The 17,522-nt window shown below is 67.4% G+C and carries 21 protein-coding genes and 3 tRNA genes; 6 read left to right on the forward strand and 18 right to left on the reverse strand.

Annotated features, from left to right (window positions below; genetic code table 11):
* Positions 1-22 precede the first annotated feature (22 nt).
* Together rpsB and ABD693_RS11925 are read right to left on the reverse strand one after the other, a co-directional pair.
* Positions 23-781 (reverse strand): 30S ribosomal protein S2, encoded by a 759-nt coding sequence (gene rpsB / locus ABD693_RS11920; protein WP_344697290.1) that lies wholly within the window; start codon positions 779-781, stop codon positions 23-25.
* Between the two features lie 119 nt (positions 782-900).
* Positions 901-977 (reverse strand) — tRNA-Met (locus ABD693_RS11925).
* A 121-nt stretch (positions 978-1,098) separates the two neighbouring features.
* Here ABD693_RS11925 and ABD693_RS11930 point away from each other — a divergent pair.
* Positions 1,099-1,518, forward strand: a complete 420-nt coding sequence (locus ABD693_RS11930; protein WP_344697291.1) for a DUF3775 domain-containing protein — start codon at positions 1,099-1,101, stop codon at positions 1,516-1,518.
* Here ABD693_RS11930 and ABD693_RS11935 read toward each other — a convergent pair.
* From ABD693_RS11935 to ABD693_RS11945, 3 genes are read right to left on the reverse strand one after another with little or no spacing between them, the layout of a single operon-like run.
* Complete coding sequence (locus tag ABD693_RS11935) at positions 1,515-2,018, reverse strand: 2'-5' RNA ligase family protein (protein ID WP_344697292.1); 504 nt, start codon at positions 2,016-2,018, stop codon at positions 1,515-1,517. The genes ABD693_RS11930 and ABD693_RS11935 overlap by 4 nt on opposite strands.
* A 25-nt stretch (positions 2,019-2,043) precedes the next feature.
* The gene (locus ABD693_RS11940; RefSeq protein WP_344697293.1) at positions 2,044-2,610 is read right to left on the reverse strand and encodes a PRC-barrel domain containing protein; all 567 of its coding nucleotides are present in this window, start codon (positions 2,608-2,610) and stop codon (positions 2,044-2,046) included.
* A 49-nt stretch (positions 2,611-2,659) separates the two neighbouring features.
* On the reverse strand, positions 2,660-4,612 hold the full coding sequence (locus tag ABD693_RS11945; RefSeq protein ID WP_425567284.1) for a potassium transporter Kup: 1,953 nt from the start codon (positions 4,610-4,612) through the stop codon (positions 2,660-2,662).
* Between the two features lie 124 nt (positions 4,613-4,736).
* Here ABD693_RS11945 and ald point away from each other — a divergent pair, with 124 nt between their 5' ends.
* Positions 4,737-5,840, forward strand: coding sequence for an alanine dehydrogenase (gene ald, locus ABD693_RS11950; RefSeq protein ID WP_344697294.1), 1,104 nt, complete (start codon positions 4,737-4,739; stop codon positions 5,838-5,840).
* Between the two features lie 63 nt (positions 5,841-5,903).
* Positions 5,904-6,128 carry a DUF3072 domain-containing protein gene (locus ABD693_RS11955; RefSeq protein WP_344697295.1) on the forward strand — a complete coding sequence of 75 codons (225 nt, stop codon included), beginning with the start codon at positions 5,904-5,906 and terminating at the stop codon, positions 6,126-6,128.
* A 79-nt stretch (positions 6,129-6,207) separates the two neighbouring features.
* Here ABD693_RS11955 and ABD693_RS11960 read toward each other — a convergent pair whose 3' ends face one another.
* The 9 genes from ABD693_RS11960 to ABD693_RS12000 form a co-directional block, all read right to left on the reverse strand.
* Complete coding sequence (locus ABD693_RS11960) at positions 6,208-6,906, reverse strand: tetratricopeptide repeat protein (RefSeq protein WP_344697296.1); 699 nt, start codon at positions 6,904-6,906, stop codon at positions 6,208-6,210.
* A complete protein-coding gene (locus tag ABD693_RS11965) occupies positions 6,906-7,283 on the reverse strand; it encodes a cytochrome c-type biogenesis protein (protein WP_344697297.1) in 378 nt (125 codons plus the stop codon). The genes ABD693_RS11960 and ABD693_RS11965 overlap by 1 nt, the downstream gene beginning before the upstream one ends.
* A gap of 113 nt (positions 7,284-7,396) precedes the next feature.
* Positions 7,397-7,927 (reverse strand): DsbE family thiol:disulfide interchange protein, encoded by a 531-nt coding sequence (locus tag ABD693_RS11970; protein WP_344697299.1) that lies wholly within the window; start codon positions 7,925-7,927, stop codon positions 7,397-7,399.
* The gene (locus ABD693_RS11975) at positions 7,924-9,837 is read right to left on the reverse strand and encodes a heme lyase CcmF/NrfE family subunit (protein WP_344697300.1); all 1,914 of its coding nucleotides are present in this window, start codon (positions 9,835-9,837) and stop codon (positions 7,924-7,926) included. The genes ABD693_RS11970 and ABD693_RS11975 overlap by 4 nt, the downstream gene beginning before the upstream one ends.
* Entirely contained in the window at positions 9,834-10,280 is a 447-nt protein-coding gene (gene ccmE, locus ABD693_RS11980) for a cytochrome c maturation protein CcmE (RefSeq protein ID WP_344697301.1), read from the reverse strand. The genes ABD693_RS11975 and ccmE overlap by 4 nt, the downstream gene beginning before the upstream one ends.
* Positions 10,277-10,408 carry a hypothetical protein gene (locus tag ABD693_RS11985; protein ID WP_344697302.1) on the reverse strand — a complete coding sequence of 44 codons (132 nt, stop codon included), beginning with the start codon at positions 10,406-10,408 and terminating at the stop codon, positions 10,277-10,279. Before ABD693_RS11985 ends, ccmE begins: the two co-directional genes overlap by 4 nt.
* Positions 10,405-11,121 carry a heme ABC transporter permease CcmC gene (gene ccmC, locus ABD693_RS11990; protein WP_344697303.1) on the reverse strand — a complete coding sequence of 239 codons (717 nt, stop codon included), beginning with the start codon at positions 11,119-11,121 and terminating at the stop codon, positions 10,405-10,407. Before ccmC ends, ABD693_RS11985 begins: the two co-directional genes overlap by 4 nt.
* Before the next feature lie 166 nt (positions 11,122-11,287).
* Complete coding sequence (locus tag ABD693_RS11995; protein WP_344697304.1) at positions 11,288-12,337, reverse strand: Glu/Leu/Phe/Val family dehydrogenase; 1,050 nt, start codon at positions 12,335-12,337, stop codon at positions 11,288-11,290.
* A gap of 36 nt (positions 12,338-12,373) precedes the next feature.
* Positions 12,374-12,450, reverse strand: a tRNA-His gene (locus ABD693_RS12000).
* 96 nt (positions 12,451-12,546) lie between these two features.
* Between ABD693_RS12000 and ABD693_RS12005 the strand changes: the two genes are divergently transcribed.
* Both ABD693_RS12005 and ABD693_RS12010 read left to right on the forward strand, forming a co-directional pair.
* Positions 12,547-12,990 (forward strand): HIT family protein, encoded by a 444-nt coding sequence (locus ABD693_RS12005; protein WP_344697305.1) that lies wholly within the window; start codon positions 12,547-12,549, stop codon positions 12,988-12,990.
* Positions 12,991-13,078: 88 nt separating this feature from the next.
* Positions 13,079-13,792, forward strand: a complete 714-nt coding sequence (locus ABD693_RS12010; RefSeq protein WP_344697306.1) for a Crp/Fnr family transcriptional regulator — start codon at positions 13,079-13,081, stop codon at positions 13,790-13,792.
* 13 nt (positions 13,793-13,805) lie between these two features.
* Here the strand turns inward: ABD693_RS12010 and ABD693_RS12015 are convergent.
* The 3 genes from ABD693_RS12015 to lon form a co-directional block, all read right to left on the reverse strand.
* A tRNA-Val gene (locus ABD693_RS12015) sits at positions 13,806-13,880 on the reverse strand.
* A gap of 49 nt (positions 13,881-13,929) precedes the next feature.
* Positions 13,930-14,202: an HU family DNA-binding protein gene (locus ABD693_RS12020; RefSeq protein WP_344697307.1), complete on the reverse strand. Its 273-nt coding sequence runs from the start codon at positions 14,200-14,202 to the stop codon at positions 13,930-13,932.
* A gap of 88 nt (positions 14,203-14,290) precedes the next feature.
* Positions 14,291-16,681, reverse strand: a complete 2,391-nt coding sequence (lon, locus tag ABD693_RS12025; protein ID WP_344697308.1) for an endopeptidase La — start codon at positions 16,679-16,681, stop codon at positions 14,291-14,293.
* Between the two features lie 146 nt (positions 16,682-16,827).
* On the opposite strand from lon, the gene ABD693_RS12030 reads away from it, so the two are divergent.
* A complete protein-coding gene (locus ABD693_RS12030) occupies positions 16,828-17,010 on the forward strand; it encodes a hypothetical protein (protein WP_344697309.1) in 183 nt (60 codons plus the stop codon).
* Positions 17,011-17,012: 2 nt separating this feature from the next.
* Here the strand turns inward: ABD693_RS12030 and ABD693_RS12035 are convergent, their stop codons facing one another.
* A complete protein-coding gene (locus ABD693_RS12035) occupies positions 17,013-17,522 on the reverse strand; it encodes a CPBP family glutamic-type intramembrane protease (RefSeq protein WP_344697310.1) in 510 nt (169 codons plus the stop codon).

The raw sequence follows: 17,522 nt of genomic DNA on the forward strand, positions 1-17,522 counted from the left end.
GGGCGGGAGGGGAGCAAGAGGCTTACGCTTCGGCGGTGGCGGCTTCGGCCGGCGGCTCGCTCATGGCGCCGATGTCGACACCCTGGCGCTGCTGGTTGCCGGTCTTGCCGGCGAGCGAGGCCTCGGCGATCGCGTCGGCATAGAGGCGGATGGCGCGGCTGGCGTCATCGTTGCCCGGAACCGGGAAGGCGATGCCCTCGGGGTTCGAGTTCGAATCGAGGATCGCGACGACCGGGATACCGAGGACGTTGGCTTCCTTGATCGCCAGCTCTTCCTTGTTGGTGTCGATCACGAACATGACGTCGGGCAGGCCGCCCATGTCGCGGATGCCGCCGAGGCTCTTTTCGAGCTTGTCGCGCTCGCGGGTGAGCTGGAGGACTTCCTTCTTGGTGAGGCCGGCGGTGTCGCCCGACAGCTGCTCCTCGAGCGTCTTCAGGCGCTTGATCGAGTTCGAGATGGTCTTCCAGTTGGTCAGCATGCCGCCGAGCCAGCGGTGGTTGACGAAGTGCTGGCCCGAGCGCTGCGCGGCCTCGGCCACGGCGTCCTGCGCCTGGCGCTTGGTGCCGACGAACAGCACCTTGCCGCCGCGGGCGACGCTCTGCTGGACGAAGTCGAGCGCACGGGCGAACAGCGGAACGCTCTGCGACAGGTCGATGATGTGAACGCCGTTGCGGTCGCCGAAGATGTACGGCTTCATCCGCGGGTTCCAGCGGTGGGTCTGGTGGCCGAAGTGGGCACCAGCTTCGAGCAATTGCTGCATCGAGACGAGCGTGCTCGCCATAGGGATAATTCCTTCCGGTTGATCCTCTGGGGAGCGGGAACGAGGGCGGCTTCGCCACTCGCACCGGGCTATGATGCCCCCCATGCGGGTTGTACATTCGCCGTCGGGCGCAAGCGACGTGGTAGCGGAGGAGGGACTTGAACCCCCGACACGCGGATTATGATTCCGCTGCTCTAACCAGCTGAGCTACTCCGCCCCGTCGTCGAGGCGCCGTGATGGCGGGCGGGCCTATACGCGGGACATATGGGTCGGTCAACGCGTCAAGGAACCGCTGTCCCCCCGCCCGTGTTAGCGCTGTCAAAAGGAGAGACAAACCAATGGACCCGCTGACGCCCCTCGACACCCTGTGCCGGATCATCCTGCGCGCCAAGGAATATGAGGCGCAGGTGCCTTCCGACTATGACGCGGGCGAGGATGCCGAGAATGTCGACGGCGAGGATGGCGAAGCGCTCTCCGTGCTCGACGACGACATCAACGACGGCGTCGAGGAAGAGCTTCGCGCCGCGATCGACGACCTCGCCGAGGACCAGCAGGCCGAATTGCTCGCCTTCTGCTGGGTCGGCCAGGGCACCTACGAGGCGTCCGACTGGGACGAGGCGATCGCCGAGGCGACCGACGAGGTGCGCTCGGGCGACATCGTCGACCAGTTCCTCGAGATGCCGATGCTGGCGAGCGTGCTCGAAAGCGGCATGGCCGCGTTCGAACTGAGCTGCGACGGGGTCGGCGACCTCAGCTAGGGTCGGAAGCTCCACTTGCCGAGGCGTTCCCACGGGCCGCCGAGGTAGCGATGCAATTCCAGCCCCGCGATCCGCAAGGGTCGCGGGGCGAATTGCGATTCGAGTTCGCGCAGAAGCGCCTTGGCGGCCGCGGGCTCGGCCTTGTTCTGGATGGTGACGTGCGGCCGCCAGCCCTGCCCGTCCTGCGCGGTGAGCATCCCGTGGAAATGCTCGGCGATCTCGCGGCGGACGGCTTCCAGCTCGTCCGAGACGATCCGGTAGGCGACGCCGCGGCCAAGGTTCATCAGCCCCGCGACGGTCGCGCGCGGCGGCGGGCGGCGGACGAGTTCGGACAACAGCCGCGAAGCCTCGCTCTCGGCCGAGGGCGGAAGCGCGTGGAACATGGTGAGGTGGGCGGCAAGCTGGTTGCGCTCGGGCGGGAAATAGGCCTTCCGCTCCCCGTCGAGCCAAGCGAAATCCTCCGGGTGAAGCGCCGCCGTGACGATCAATGCACCGCTCATCGACGGTTCCTTACAACCAAGTCGCTCACGCTCCGGGCCAATTGTCCTTCTGGAGCTCAGGCAGGCGCTCGAACTCGCGCGGGGTCATGTCGGTGTGGACCGCGCCTTCCTGCACCCCGGCATAATGCCAGTCGACCCGGCGGAAGGTCTCCCCCACCCCCGCGACCCCGCCAGCGGCGACCACGAGGTAGCGCAGCTTGCCACCGTTGCAGCTCAGCATCGCGTCGACCGTCGCGCCCAGCGGCTGGCCGCCGCGGCCGAGCAGCTTGGCGCTGGTGAGGCTCGAGGCAGCGAACAGGTCCTCGCCGGGCTCGTCCGCGCTCTTCTCGGCCGCCTTGCTCGCCCCGTCCTCGAGCTTCGCCTGGCGCCCGAGCCAGCGATAGACGCCGAAGGCATTCAGGAGCGTCATGACGACATTGGTCCACATCAACGCGGGCTGGCCGGTGAGCAGCCCGTTGGTGAACCAGGCGATCGAGCCGATCGTGAAGATGATGAAGCCGATGCCGGTGATCCGGCTGCCGAGATTGGAGGCGGTAAAGCAGGCGGCGACGATGGTGGCGACGGTCGCGACCCAGGAGGCGATTTGATCCATGGGCGGGCAATGCCGGAGCGCCCCGCAAAGTTGCAGTGTCCCGAAAGCCCTAGATCTCGACCTGGCTGCCGAGCTCGACCACCCGGTTGGGGGGCAGCTTGAAGAATTCCATCGCGCTTTCGGAGTTGCGGAGCATCCAGGCGAACAACCGCTCGCGCCAGCTCGCCATGCCGGGGCGCGAGGTCGAGATGAGGGTCTGGCGCGCGAGGAAGAAGCTGGTGTCCATCATCCGGCACTTCGGGCCACAGGTCTCGAGCTTGCTCAGTTCCTCGGGGACGTTGAGCTCGTCCATGAAGCCGTAGCGCAGGATCACGCGGAAGAAGCCGGCGGTATAGTCCTGCGTCTGCATGCGCTTGGCGACGGGGACGTAGGGCACGTCCTCGATCTTGACCGTCAGCAGCATCACCCGCTCGTGCAGCACCTTGTTGTGCTTGAGGTTGTGCAGGAGCGCGTGGGGCACGCCCTTGGCCGAGCTGGTCATGAAGACGGCGGTCCCGGGGACACGCGTCGCGCTGCCCGCGGCAGATTTGACGAAGACCTCCATCGGAAGGCTCGATTCGGCCATGCGCAGCAGCATCAATTGCCGCCCGCGCGCCCAGGTCGTCAGCATGGTGAAGGCGATCGCGCCGACCAGCAGCGGGAACCAGCCGCCGACGGGGACCTTGAGGAGGTTGGCGCCGAAATAGGCGATGTCGACCACGAGGAAGAGCCCGAGCAACGGCCAGGCCTTCCACGCCGGCCACTTCCACAGGGAGGTCAGCACCACCGCCAGCAGCAGCGTGTCGATGAACATCGCGCCGGTGACGGCAATGCCATAGGCGGCGGCGAGGTTGCTGCTCGACCGGAAATTCACCACGAGCAGAAGCACCATCACCATCAGCGCCCAGTTGATCGCCGGGATGTAGATCTGCCCCGCGGCCTTTTCGCTGGTGTGGAGGATCCGCAAGCGCGGGATGAAGCCGAGCTGGATCGCCTGCTGCGTCACCGAGAAGGCGCCGGTGATGACCGCTTGGCTGGCGATGATCGTGGCGGCGGTGGCGAGGAGCACGAGCGGCAGGCGCAGCGGCTCGGGGGCGAGGAAGAAGAACGGGTTCTTGACCGTCTCGATCGCCTCGGCGGGCGAAAGCGACAGGAGCATCGCCCCCTGCCCCACGTAATTGAGCAGCAGGCAGACCAGCACCGCGACCCAGGCGTAGCGGATCGGGCGGCGGCCGAAGTGGCCCATATCGGCGTAGAGCGCCTCGGCCCCGGTCACCGCCAGCACCACCGAGCCCAGCGCGATGAAGGCGCGGACCGGCTCCTGGATGAAGAAGTTGGCGGCATTGCCGGGATTGAGCATCTCGAGGACCAGCCCCGGATGGCCGGTGAGATGCCAGACGCCGAGCACGGCCAGCGTGATGAAATAGACGATCATCACCGGGCCGAAGAGATTGCCGACTCGGGCGGTCCCGCGGCTCTGGATGACGAACAGCCCGACGAGGATGCCGATCGCGAGCGGGAGGACGAACGGCTCGAACCCGCTGTTGACCGTGGTCAGCCCCTCGACCGCCGACAGGACCGAGATCGCCGGGGTGATCATGCTGTCGCCGTAGAACAGCGAAGTCGCGAAGACGCCCAAGAGGATGATCCCGCTGGTCCATTTGCGCGGGGTGCCGGTCGAGCGGTTGATGAGGGCGAGCAGCGCCAGGCTGCCGCCCTCGCCCTTGTTGTCGGCGCGCATGATGATGGTGACGTATTTGAGCGTCACGATGATCATCATCGACCAGAAGATGAGGCTCAGCACGCCGTAGATGTGCAGCCGGTCGGGGGCGAGGACGTGATGGCCCGCGAAGGTCTCGCGGAAGGCGTAGATGGGCGAGGTGCCGATGTCGCCGAACACGATCCCGACCGCGCCGATCATCAGCTTGGCGAGCGAGCCCTCGGGGGCGTGGCCGTGGCTGTGCTCGCTCTCGGTCACCGACTCGTTGGACGCATTGTCCGTGGCTTGGGCGGTGACGTTCATCGGCGCGGGCCCCTAGCAGCGTCGCTTAAGCCCCGCAATCGGCTGGCTAAGCGGCCGAAGTCCGGTCTATAGGCGCGCGCGACAACCATCAGACAACACAACTCAGCAAAAGGCGATCGTTCCCATGCGCGTCGGCGTGCCCAAGGAAATCAAGAACCACGAATATCGTGTCGGCCTTACCCCGGCCTCGGTCAAGGAGCTGGTTGCGGCCGGCCACGAGCTGTTCGTCGAGACCGGCGCCGGCAACGGCATCGATTGCCCCGACAGCGCCTATGTGAAGGCCGGGGCGACCATTCTTCCCGACGCCGCCGCGGTGTTCGACAAGGCGGAAATGATCGTCAAGGTGAAGGAGCCGCAGCCGAGCGAGATCGCGCTCCTCAAGCCGCATCACCTCCTCTTCACTTACCTCCACCTTGCCGCCGACAAGCCGCAGGCCGAGGGGCTGATGAAGTCGGGCGCGACCTGCATCGCCTACGAGACGGTGACCAGCCGCTCGGGCGCGCTGCCGCTCCTCAAGCCGATGAGCGAAGTGGCGGGCCGCATGAGCGTCCAGGTCGGCGCGCATTATCTCGAAAAGGAACAGGGCGGCCGCGGCGTGCTGCTGGGCGGCGTTCCGGGCGTCGCCCCGGCCAAGGTCGCGATTCTCGGCGGCGGCGTCTCGGGCGTAAACGCGGCGCAGATGGCGGTCGGCATGCGCGCCGACGTCACCATCTACGACATCTCGAACGAGCGCCTGGCCGAGCTCGACATGTTCTTCTCGAGCCAGATCAAGACGGCTTATGCCTCCAAGGCGACCATCGCCAAGGCGGTGGAAGAGGCCGAGCTGGTGATCGGCGCGGTGCTGGTCCCGGGCGCGGCGGCCCCCAAGCTCGTCACCCGCGAGATGCTCAAGACGATGAAGCGCGGCTCGGTGCTCGTCGACATCGCGATCGACCAGGGCGGCTGCTTCGAGACCAGCCACGCGACCACCCACGCCGATCCGGTATTCGAGGTCGATGGCGTGATCCATTATTGCGTCGCCAACATGCCGGGCGCGGTCGCACGGACCAGCGCGTTCGCGCTCAACAACGCGACCCTGCCCTTCGCCCTGAAGCTCGCCAACCTCGGCGCGGACGAGGCGATGCGGGCCGATCCGCACCTCGCCAACGGCCTCAACGTGTCGAACGGCAAGATCCGCCACCAAGCGGTCGCCGAGGCGCTCGACCTCCCGTTCGAGGCCGCCGCCTGAACGGAACAAGACAAGAACATCTTCGTTGTCCTGCCTGATCACAGTGTTGAAAAGGCAGGACAAATGACGACCGAGATTTCCAACGATCCCAAGGCGCACCCGACCGGCAATGCGGTCAAGGACCCCGATCACTGGACCACCGGCGACGAGCCGATGACGGGCGCGCAGGCGAGCTATCTCCAGACGCTGAGCGAGGAAGCGGGCGAGGAATTCGATTCGTCGCTGAGCAAGGCCGAGGCCTCGAAGAAGATCGATTCGCTGCAGGATGCGACCGGTCGGGGCGAGTAAGTTACTTCGATCAACGTCATCCCGGACTTGATCCGGGATCCATCTTTCTCTTCGCGCTCGAAGGCAGGTGGACCCCGGCTCAGGGCCGGGGTGACGGCGGTGCCGCCGGCGAGGTCGGCATCACCGCCCCGCCACCACGCATATGCTCGGGCGTCAGGTTCATCTGCTGCTCGGCAATCGCGCCCGAGAGCATCATCACCCCCTGCTCGATCATCGGCCGGTAGCTGACCCCCGGCGGCGCGAGATCGAGCGCCTGTTTCATCAGCGCGAGACCGGCCTCCTGCTCGCCGCCACGGGCGCGGGCGAGACCTTCGAAGAAATAGGAGGCCGGGTGCTTCGGGTTCAGCGCGCGGGCCTGCGCGTAGGCAAGCTCCGCCGCCGGGGTCATCATCTGCGCATGGTCGACCAGCGCATTGCCGAGCCCGATGCGCAGCGAGAGGTCCTTGGGATAGCTCTTGATCCCCGCGCGGATGGCGCCGATCTCCTCGCGCGTCTTGCCGCGGCTGGCGAAACTGTCGGCGATCGTCAGGTAGCGCTCGCCCGCGGTGAAGGTGCCGAGCATCGCCTGGCGCGGTTCCTTGAGCACCAGCGCCGGGGGCGATTCTTCGCCCTCGCGCGACACGCCGGCGAGCGTCGGACTGCCCTGGAAGGCATAGCCCGCCGCGCCGACGAACAGGGTCGCGAGCATGACGGTGAGCGCGGGGCCGCGCAGCTTGCCGACCAGCCACAGCCCGCCCGCGGTGAACAGCAAAAGGACAAGGAGCCAGAGGAAGCCCATCAGCGGCGCACCTTGATCCGGCGCAGCACGAGCCAGCCGCCGACGGCGAGCACGAACAGCGGGAAGGCCCACAGGAACCAGGTGTCGCGATCGAGGGTCGGCTGGTAGCTCACCCAGCTGCCATAGCGGTCGATGAGGAAGGCGCGCACCTGCTCAGGGCTCTCGCCCGCCTCGATGCGGGTGCGGACGAGGTGGCGCATGTCGCCCGCCATCTCGGCGTCGCTGTCGTGGATCGACTGGCCCTGGCAGACGAGGCAGCGGAGCGTCGCCATGAGATCGGTGGCTTGCGCCTCCTTCGCGGGGTCGGCGAGCTGCTTGTAGGCATAAGGCGCGGGCGGGCGGTTCGAATCGGCGTGCGCGGGAAGCGCAAAGGCCACCAAAAGGGCGAGCGCCAGCGTCCCTCGACTGCGCTCAGGACGAGCGCTCCCCCGCCACCGTTCGCCCTGTGCGGAGCGAAGCGAAGTCGAAGGGCGCTGGCGCGACGCCACCCTCACTGCGCCTTCCTCCATTCGTCCAGTACCTCGCCGACCTGCTCGGGCAGGATCGGGCCGATATGCTGGTAGCGGATGACGCCCTTGCCATCGACAATGAAGCTCTCGGGGACGCCGGAGGAGCCGAAGGCGATCTGCGCTTCGCCGACGGGATCGCTGCCGATCGCGGTGAAGGGGTCGCCATTGTCGGCGAGGAACTTGGCGATGTCCCGCGGCTGGTCGCGCAGCGCGATTCCATCGATGGTGACGCCGCGCTTTGCCAAGTCGGCGAGGACCGGCGCCTCGGCGATGCAGGGCACGCACCAGCTGGCGAAGAAGTTGACGAGGCGGGGCTTGCCCTGGCCGAGGTCGGTGCTGGCGAGGCCGGCGCGGCCCGGCAGCATCGGCGCGGCGGCGAACTGGGGGGCTTCGCGACCGACCATCCGGCTCCTCACCGTCGTGTCTGGCGGATCGCTCAAGCGCCACGCGGCCGCGGCGACGAAGCCGACGAAGACGAGCAACGGCAGGAGCAGCCAGAGCTTGCGGCTCATGCCCGGGCCTCGGTGAAGACCGTCGGGCGGAATTTCTCGCGGCGGATCCGGCCGATCAGCGCCAGGAAACCGCCGAACGCGATGAACCCGCCGCCGAGCCAGATCAGGGTCACCATCGGCTTCCACCACAAGCGGAGCTGCCAGCGGTCGCCGTCACGGTGGCCGAGAACCGTGTAGAGCTGTCCGTCGAGCCGGGTCGCGATCGCGCTCTCGTTGGTCTCGGTCGGGGGCGAGTTGAAATAGCGGCTCTGCGGATCGAGGCGGATGCTGGTTTCGCCGCGCGTGGCGACCAGATGCCCCTCGATCGCGGTCCAGTTGGGGCCGCCGACGGGATCGACGCCGACGAAGCGGACCTGCCACGGGCCGACGCTCAGCGTCTCGCCCGGCCGCGCGGCGGCGAGCGTTTCCCTAGTCAGCGACGAATCGGCCGCGACCCCGATCATCGCGATGGCAATTCCAAGGTGGCTCAGCACCATGCCCCAGATGGTGAGCGGCGTGCGGCGCAGGTTGCGTCCGGCGAGCGGTAGGAAGCTCGCGACGAACAGGCCGGCGGCGAAGGCGAGGCCGAGGCGCGGCAGGAGGTGCATCGCGGGCCAGACGAAGGTCGCGGCGAAGGCGACCACCGTGACGATCGCGGGAAGCGCGACGCGGCGCAGGTTCGGCCGGCTGTCGCGGCGCCAGCGCAGCAGTGGGCCGATGAACAGCAGCGCCGCGAGGAGCAGGACGATCGGGCCCGTGACCGCGTTGAAGTAAGGCGGGCCGACCGAAATCTTCTCGCCCGTCACCGCCTCTACCAGCACCGGATAGAGGGTGCCGACGAAGACCGTGCCGAGGATCACGGTGAGGAGGAGATTGTTGGCGACCAGCGCGCCCTCGCGGCTGACGGGATCGAACCGCGCGCCCTCACGGACGCTCGACACGCGCAGGGCGAACAGCAGCAAGGCGCCGCCGGTGTAGAAGACGAGGAGGCCAAGGATGAAGCTGCCGCGCGTCGGATCGACCGCGAAGCTGTGGACGCTTGTGAGGATGCCCGAGCGAACCAGGAAGGTGCCGATCATCGACATGGAGAAAGCGACGACCGCGAGCATGATCGTCCAGGCCCGCAGGGAGCCGCGGGCGGCAAGCACGTTGATCGAGTGGAGCAAGGCGGTCGCGGCAAGCCACGGCATGAGGCTCGCGTTCTCGACCGGGTCCCAGAACCACCAGCCGCCCCACCCAAGCTCGTAATAGGCCCAGTAGGAGCCGGCGACGATCCCGATGGTCAGCAGCACCCAGGCGCCGAGCACCCACGGCCGCATCGCCTTGGCCATCGCCGGGCCGACCTCGCGGGTGACCAGCGCGCCGACTGCGAGGCTGAAGGCGATCGAGAGCCCGACATAGCCGAGGTAGAGCGTCGGCGGATGGAAGGCGAGGCCGGGATCCTGGAGCAAGGGGTTGAGCCCCTGCCCGTTGTCCGGCGCCGGGTTGAGCCGCGTGAACGGGTTCGATGCGATCAGCAGGAAGCCGAAGAAGCCCAGCGCCAGCAGCGCCTGCGCGCCCAGGGTCGCACGCATCGTCCGTTCGGGCAGGCGCCGCTCGACGATCGCCAGCAGCGCGCCCGCGACGGTCAGTACGGTCACCCACAGGAGCATCGAGCCCTCGTGATTCCCCCAGGTGCCCGCGATCCGGTAGATGAGCGGCTTGGCGCTGTGACTGTTGGCGACGACCAGTTGGACGCTGGTGTCGGTGCGGACGAAGAGGAGGATCAGCAGCAGGAAGCTCAAGAGCGTCAGCAGCCCCTGCGCGACCGCGACGGGCACGACCATCGTCCGGAGTTCGCCGATCCGCTGGCCGAGCAGCGACAGCGCGAACTGCAGCAGCGCGAGGCTGGCGGCGAGCCAGAGGGCGGCGAGGCCGACTTCGGCGATCACTTCGCCGTCTCGCGGGTTTTCATCTCGGCGGCCTGATTGCCCATCTGCGGCGGCATGTAGCGCTCGTCATGCTTGGCGAGGATGTTGTCGGCGACGAACACCTTGTCGGCGCCGAGGCTACCTTCGGCGATCGCGCCGCTGTTTTCCTTGAACAGGTCGGGCACGATCCCGCGGAAGCGGACGGGCACGTCGGCGACGCCGTCGGTCAGGGTGAAGTTGACCGTCACCCCGTCACCGGCGCGGGCGATGCTGCCGGCCTTGACCATGCCGCCCAGCCGCAGCGGAACGCCGACTTCGGCCCGGCCCGCGGCGACGTCCTGCGGAGTACGGAAATAGGCGGCCTTGTCGGCCAGCCCCCACATGGCGAGCAGGGCCGCTCCAATCAGCGCCACCACGGCGAGGGAGACCAGCACCAGCCGCTGGTGCTTGGGCGCGAGACTCATGGGCGTCGGCCGATCCGGTCCGCCTGCTCCTCGGCGCGGCGGCAGGCGGCGAGCGCCCATGCCAGCAGCCCCGCCGTGCCCCCCAGCGCCACCGTGTAGGCGGCGATCACATATGCCCACTGGTTCATTCGGCGCTCGCCCGGCGAAGGCGCGCCTCGACCTTGTTCGCGGCAAGCTCGGTCCGCATCCGCAGCAGCACCACCGCGCCGAACAGGGCCGAGAAGCCGAGCAGGGTGAAGGGCAATGGCCAGAGCAAGGCGGGCGCGATCGAGCTGCGGGTGAGCGTGATGCTCTCGCCCTGGTGGAGCGTGTTCCACCACAGCACCGAATAATGGATGATCGGCAGGTTGATCGCGCCGACGAGCCCGAAGATCGGCGCGGCGCGGCCGTCGGGCCCCCGCTCCTGCTCGGCCGCCGACAGCGCCATGTAGCCGCAGTAGAGGAAGAACAGGACGAGCATGCTGGTCAGGCGTCCGTCCCACTCCCACCAGGTGCCCCAGGTCGGGCGGCCCCAGATCGACCCGGTGGCAAGGCAGATGAGCGCGAAGAGCGCGCCGGCGGGGGCGATGGCGCGGGCGGCGACCCCGGCGAGCGGATGGCGCCAGATAATCTGCATGGCGCTGGCGACCGCGATTCCGGTCCATCCGCCCATGCCGAGCCAGGCGGCGGGCACATGGATGTGCAGGATTCGCGCGGTCTGCCCCTGCAGATAGTCGGGCGGGATGATCGCCAGCGCACCGACGATCCCGATCGCGCTCAGCACCAGTCCGATGCCGAGCAGCCAGCTGGTGGCCGGTCGGGCGATCTTGAGGAAGCGGGCGGGATTGGCGAAGCGGTGCATGGGAACTGCGCACCATCTTAGAGCAAAGTTGGGGCTTGGAAATAGGCGGTTGGACGGGGTCGCCCGAGAAGCCGCACAGACCCTTCGACTTCGCTCAGGGCAAACGAACCAGATGCTCGCGGCTCGTCCGTGCTGAGCGAAGTCGAAGCAGGCTACCAGCGGAGCGTCAGCCCCGCCCGATCAGCTTCTGCGCCATGGCATCGGCAACCGTGCCGGCGTCGCGGCCGCTGGCCTGGCTCTCGGCCCAGATCGCCTCGAGGCGCGCGGGGATGCCCTCGATGCGGCCCTTGACCACCTCGGGCCCGCCGTCCTGCAGATATTCGGTCGAGACGTTGATGATCCCGCCCGCGTTGATGACATAGTCGGGCGCGTAGAGGATCCCGCGCTCCATCAGCTGGCGGCCGTGTTCGGGCCGGGCGAGCTGGTTGTTCGCGCCGCCCGCGACGATCGGCGCGCGAAGCGCGGCGATGCTGGCATCATCGAGGATGGCGCCAAGCGCATTGGGGCTGACGACGTCGGCTTCGAGCGCGAGGATGGTCGCCGGGTCACCGATCGCGCCGCCGACCTCGTTCGCGAGCGCGGCGACCTTGGCCGCATCGACGTCGGCGATGGTCAGGTGGGCGCCCTCGGCGGCGGCGCGGCGGGCGACGCCGCTCGCGACGCTGCCCGCGCCCTGCATGGCGATGTGGAGGCCCGACAGGTCATCACGGCCAAGCGCGCGCTTCACCGCGGCCTTGATGCCGAGAAAGACGCCATAGCTGGTATGGGGCCCGGGATCGCCGCCGACGCTGCCCTCGGCCACGGGCAGACCCGCGACGTGGCGGGTCTCGCGGCGCACGGCCTGCATGTCGGCGACTCCGATGCCGACGTCTTCGGCGGTCACGTAGTGGCCACCGAGCCGGTCGACCGCGCGGCCGAAGGCGGCGAGCATCGCCGGGGTCTTGGTGCGGTTCTCGTCAGCGAGGATCACGGCCTTGCCGCCGCCGAGCGGAAGACCGGCCATGGCATTCTTGTAGCTCATGCCCCGCGACAGCCGGAGCGCGTCGGTCAGCGCCTGCTCGTTCTCGGCATAATGCCAGAATCGGCTTCCGCCCGCCGCCGGCCCGAGATGGGTCGAATGCATGGCGATGATCGCCTTCAGCCCGCTGACAGGGTCGGTGACGAAATGCACGGCCTCGTGCCCGTCGAAATCGGGCAGGCTCCAGATGTCGGTCATGAAGGGGTGATCCGAATCGCTGTGGAGAAGAAAAAATGGGGCGATCGACGGGACTTGAACCCGCGACCCTCGGTACCACAAACCGATGCTCTAACCAACTGAGCTACGATCGCCACGACCGCGAACCCAAGACCTCATCGACGGCTTGGCACGGCGCCGCCGCCCCTTAAGGGTGCACGGCCCACGATGCAAGCAAGAGCGAGCGCCCGATGACCAACTCCGCCCCGAACGCGACGCTGCGCAAGTTTGGCTATCCCGCTTCTTGCCTCCACGAGGGCGAGCATTGGGCGGTGCTGGTCCGTCCCGCTCAACCGACCCTGGGCAGCCTCATCCTCTGCTCGACCAGCGACGCGACCGCCTACGGCGACCTTCCTTCCGGTGCCTTCGCCGAGCAGGGCCGGCTGGTCGCGCGGATCGAGCGGGTCCTTGGAAAGGCCACGTCCTATGAGCGGATCAACTATCTCATGCTGATGATGGTCGATCCCCACGTCCATTTCCATGTCATCCCACGCTATCCGCAGCCGCGGGAGTTCGAGGGGATCGCCTTTCCCGACTCGGGCTGGCCCGGGCCGCCGGCGCTGGGTCAGTCGCAAATTGCCACCGAAGCGCTGGTCACCTATCTCGCCAGCCTGTGGCAGCAATTTTCCGAGTAAACCGCCAAGTCTAACTTACATCAATTTTCTTGCAGTCGGCGTTAACCGGGCAGATAATCGCCTATGGGAGAGGTGAAAGGAACGGGGAATGAGCAGGCGCTCGCGTAGTGGTCTCGGAAGCGAAGTCTCGGTCGGCGAGGCGCTGATCAGCCGAGGACTCCAGCCCGATCTCGCCGAAGTCCTCGGCAGGATCCCTCACCGCGTTGTCGAGGTCGATTCGCGCCGCCCGTTCCGTGAGCCGGGGGTCGAGCGCAACGAGGTCTTCTTCGTCGCCCAGGGCATCATCTCCAAATATCGCACCGATGGCGCGGGACGCCGGCAGATCATCGCGTTGCGCTTCGCCGGCGACGGCATTCTCCCGCGCGACAGCGCGGCGGACTACGGCATCCAGGCGATCGTCCGGAGCAAGGTCGCGGTCGGGCAGCGCGCCGATTTCGAAGCGCTGATCGATACGCATCCCGAGCTCGCCCGCTTCTTCTGGAAGCTGACCCAGCGGCATGCCGCGATCGGCTACGAATGGCTGCTCAATTGCGGCCGCCGCGACAGCGTGGCGCGAGTCGCGCATCTCCTGTGCGAGACCGCCGAGCGCAGCGGGATCGACGCGGTGTCGCAGCGGATGATCAACCCGTTCACGCAGCAGCAGATCGCCGACATCACCGGCCAGACCAGCGTCAACGTGAACCGGGTGCTCGCCGACCTCGAGCGGCAGAGCCTCATCCGCCGCGAAGGGCGCGAGATCATCTTCCAGGACTGGAACGAGCTGCGACGGGTGGCGAGCTTCAGCCCGAACTACCTGCAGTAAAGGGAACAAGGCGTGGTGGGCGCGGCAGGGATTGAACCTGCGACCCCACCCGTGTGAAGGGTGTGCTCTACCACTGAGCTACGCGCCCACGCCTTGTGAGGGGGGCGGTTAGCGAACCGCTTCCCCCAAGTCCAGTGTTACTGAACCGCTTCCTTGAGGAGCTTGCCCGCGCGGAACTTGGGCTGCGCAGTGCTGTCGATCTGGATCGGTTCGCCGGTCCGCGGATTGCGGCCGACCGAGGCCTTGCGGCGGGTTACCACGAAATTGCCGAAGCCGACGAGGCGGACTTCGTCGCCGCGGCGGAGCGCGTCGGTAATCACTTCGAGCATCGTCTCGACGGCGCGCGAGGCGTCATTGCGGTTGAGGCCGGCGCGATCGGCCACACGCCCGATCAGGTCCTGCTTGTTCATCGGTACACTTTACTCCGTTGTTTCCTGCTTCCCCGCAGAAAACATGATCAATGTTAATGTCGCTGATGCCGGAACGAGCCGGAAAAGGCTAGTGGCGAAGCGGTGAGGCGACCTCGGCCGGCGGCGCGGGCTCGGCCGCATGCTCGTCGCTGTCGCTCCACTCGATCGGCTCGAGCTTGGCGGCGAGCGCCTCGACCAGCACCTGGTCGACGTGCGCGACCGGAACGATCCGCAGACCTTCCTTGATGTTGGCGGGAAGCTCGACGAGATCCTTCTCATTCTCCTGCGGGATGAGCACGGTGGTGATCCCGCCGCGCAGCGCCGCGAGCAGCTTTTCCTTCAGGCCGCCGATCGGGAGTACCCTGCCCCGCAGCGTGACTTCGCCAGTCATCGCGACATCGCGGCGGACCGGAACCCCGGTCAGCGTCGAGATGAGCGCGGTGACCATGCCGATACCGGCCGAGGGTCCGTCCTTGGGCACCGCACCCTCGGGCAGGTGGACGTGAACATCCTTCTTCGCGAAGATGCTCGGCTTGACGCCATAGGCCGGGGCGCGCGCCTTGACGAAGCTCCAGGCGGCCTGGACGCTCTCGCTCATCACCTCGCCGACCTTGCCGGTGGTCTTGATCTGCCCCTTACCGGGAACGGTCACGGCCTCGATCGTCAGCAGTTCGCCGCCGACCTCGGTCCAGGCGAGGCCTGTCACCGCGCCGATCTGATCCTCTTCCTCGCTGACGCCGTAGCGATAGCGGCGCACCCCGAGGAAATCCTGGAGATTGTCCTCGGTGACGGTGACCGTGGTGGCCTTGCCCTCGAGGATCTGGCGGAGCGCCTTGCGGGCGACCTTGGCGAGCTCGCGCTCGAGCGTGCGGACGCCGGCCTCGCGGGTGTAGTAGCGCAGCACGGCGCGAAGGCCGCTGTCCTCGATGGTCAGCTCGCCGTCCTTGAGGCCATGCGCTTCCAGCTGCTTGGGCACGAGGTGGCGGTTGGCGATCTCGACCTTCTCGTCCTCGGTATAGCCCTCGAGGCGGATGATCTCCATCCGGTCGAGCAAGGGCTGGGGCATGTCGAGGCTGTTCGCCGTCGTCACGAACATGACGTCGGACAGGTCGTAGTCGAGCTCCAGATAATGGTCCTGGAACTTGTTGTTCTGCTCGGGATCGAGGACTTCGAGCAGCGCCGATGCGGGATCGCCGCGGAAGTCCTGGCCGAGCTTGTCGATCTCGTCGAGCAGGAACAGCGGATTGCTGGTCCCCGCCTTCTTGAGGTTGGAGACGATCTTGCCCGGCAAGCTGCCGATATAGGTCCGGCGGTGGCCGCGGATCTCGGCCTCGTCACGCACGCCGCCGAGGCTCTGGCGGACGAACTCGCGCCCGCAGGCCTTGGCGATCGAACGGCCGAGCGAGGTCTTGCCGACGCCGGGCGGACCGACGAGGCAGAGGATCGGGCCCTTCAACTTGTTGGTGCGGGCCTGGACCGCGAGATATTCGACGATCCGGTCCTTGACCTTCTCAAGCCCGTAATGGTCGTCGTCGAGCACCTTCTCGGCGGTGACGATGTCCTTGTTGAGCTTCGACTTCTTGCCCCACGGCAGGCCGAGGAGCACGTCGAGATAGTTGCGCGCGACGGTCGCCTCGGCGCTCATCGGCGCCATGGCTTTCAGCTTTTTGAGCTCGGCAGTCGCCTTGATCCGCGCTTCCTTGCTGAGGCGGGTCTTGCGGATCTTGAGCGCGAGTTCGGCGAGTTCGTCGCCGCCATCCTCGCTCTCGTTGCCGAGCTCGCGCTGGATCGCCTTCAGCTGCTCGTTCAGATAATATTCGCGCTGCGTCTTCTCCATCTGCCGCTTCACGCGGCTGCGGATCTTCTTCTCGACCTGAAGGACCCCGAGCTCGCCTTCCATGAAGGCGAAGACCATCTCGAGCCGGCGCGCGGGATTGAGTTCGCCCAAGAGCGCCTGCTTGTCGGCGACCTTGACCGAGAGGTTCGAGGCGACCGCGTCGGCGAGCACCGAGGGTTCCTCGATCTCGGCGAGCTGGACCCCGGTCTCGGCCGGGAGGCGCTTGTTCAATTTGGCATAGTTCTCGAACTGGTCGAGCACCGAGCGCATCAGCGCCTGGGCCTCGGTCGCGTCCGAGCCTTCCTCTTCGACTTCCTCGACCTCGGCGGTGAGGTGGCCTTCCTCGCGGTGGAGGGCGACGAGGCGCGCGCGCTTCACCCCTTCGACCAGCACGCGGACGGTGCCATCGGGAAGCTTCAGCAGCTGCATCGCGGTGGCGACGACGCCGAGATCGTAGAGCGCGTCGCGATCGGGATCGTCCTCGCTCGGATCGAGCTGCGCGACGAGGAAGATCTGCTTGTCCTGGTTCATCGCCGCTTCCAGCGCCGCGACCGACTTCTCGCGCCCGACGAACAGGGGAACGATCCGCTTGGGGAAGACGACGATGTCGCGCAGCGGCAGGATGGGCAGGGTCAAGGTCAAGTTCGTGAAGGCTCCAAGGGGCCGGGCGTCCGGCCGGTGTCAGGAAAGCATATGGGCCGCCCTCACGCGCTAATCAATCGACTGGGCGTAGGCGCGGAACCGCGTCGCCTCGATGGTGTTGGCTGGACGACACAGGAGACCCGATCATGGACGCCAAGGAAAAGATCAGCACCGGTCCCAACGAGTCGCCGCGTAACGAGACGATCGCCGGGACTGGCCCGGGCATCCCCGACGATGCCGCCCTCCCCGGCCGTTCCTTTCCCGAAGCCCCCACCGACGAGGAAGTCGCCCGGATCGCCGAGGCGCTCGGGGTGCCTGTTCCGGAATAGGCTCAGCCGTTCCCGGTCACGAGCATCAGCGCGGGGCCGAGGTTCTGGAGACCGTGCACCAGCATCGGCAGGAGGAAGGCCAGTGCGAGATTGCGCTGCTTCCACACCATGAACACGGTCGAGAAGATCAGGAACGGCCACCAGATCACCAGCCCCCAGGCGGGCGCCTGGAGCGAGTGGGCGATTCCCCAGCCGAGCGAGCTCAGCAGGATCGCGGGCAGGAAGCCGAACAGCTTGTCGAGGATCAGCAGCACGCAGCCCATGATCAGCGTCTCGACCACCGGCGCGAAGACCACGAGCATGAACAGGAGCAGCCCCGGCCCCACTGGCGGGAAGGTCGGGCCGCCCGCCTCGACGAGGTGGCTGGCGAGCGCGGACAGGCCGAGCGACGGGATCAGCGCCAGCAGCCAGGCGACGAGGACGTAGGTCAGCGGCCGTTCGGGGCGGAACAGCCGTTCGGGCAGGAAGCGAAGCAGGTCGGGCCGCCGGCTGACGACGGGAGCGCTTTCCAT

Origin of the sequence: Sphingomonas rosea (assembly GCF_039538065.1) — a bacterium.
Lineage (GTDB): Bacteria > Pseudomonadota > Alphaproteobacteria > Sphingomonadales > Sphingomonadaceae > Sphingomicrobium > Sphingomicrobium rosea.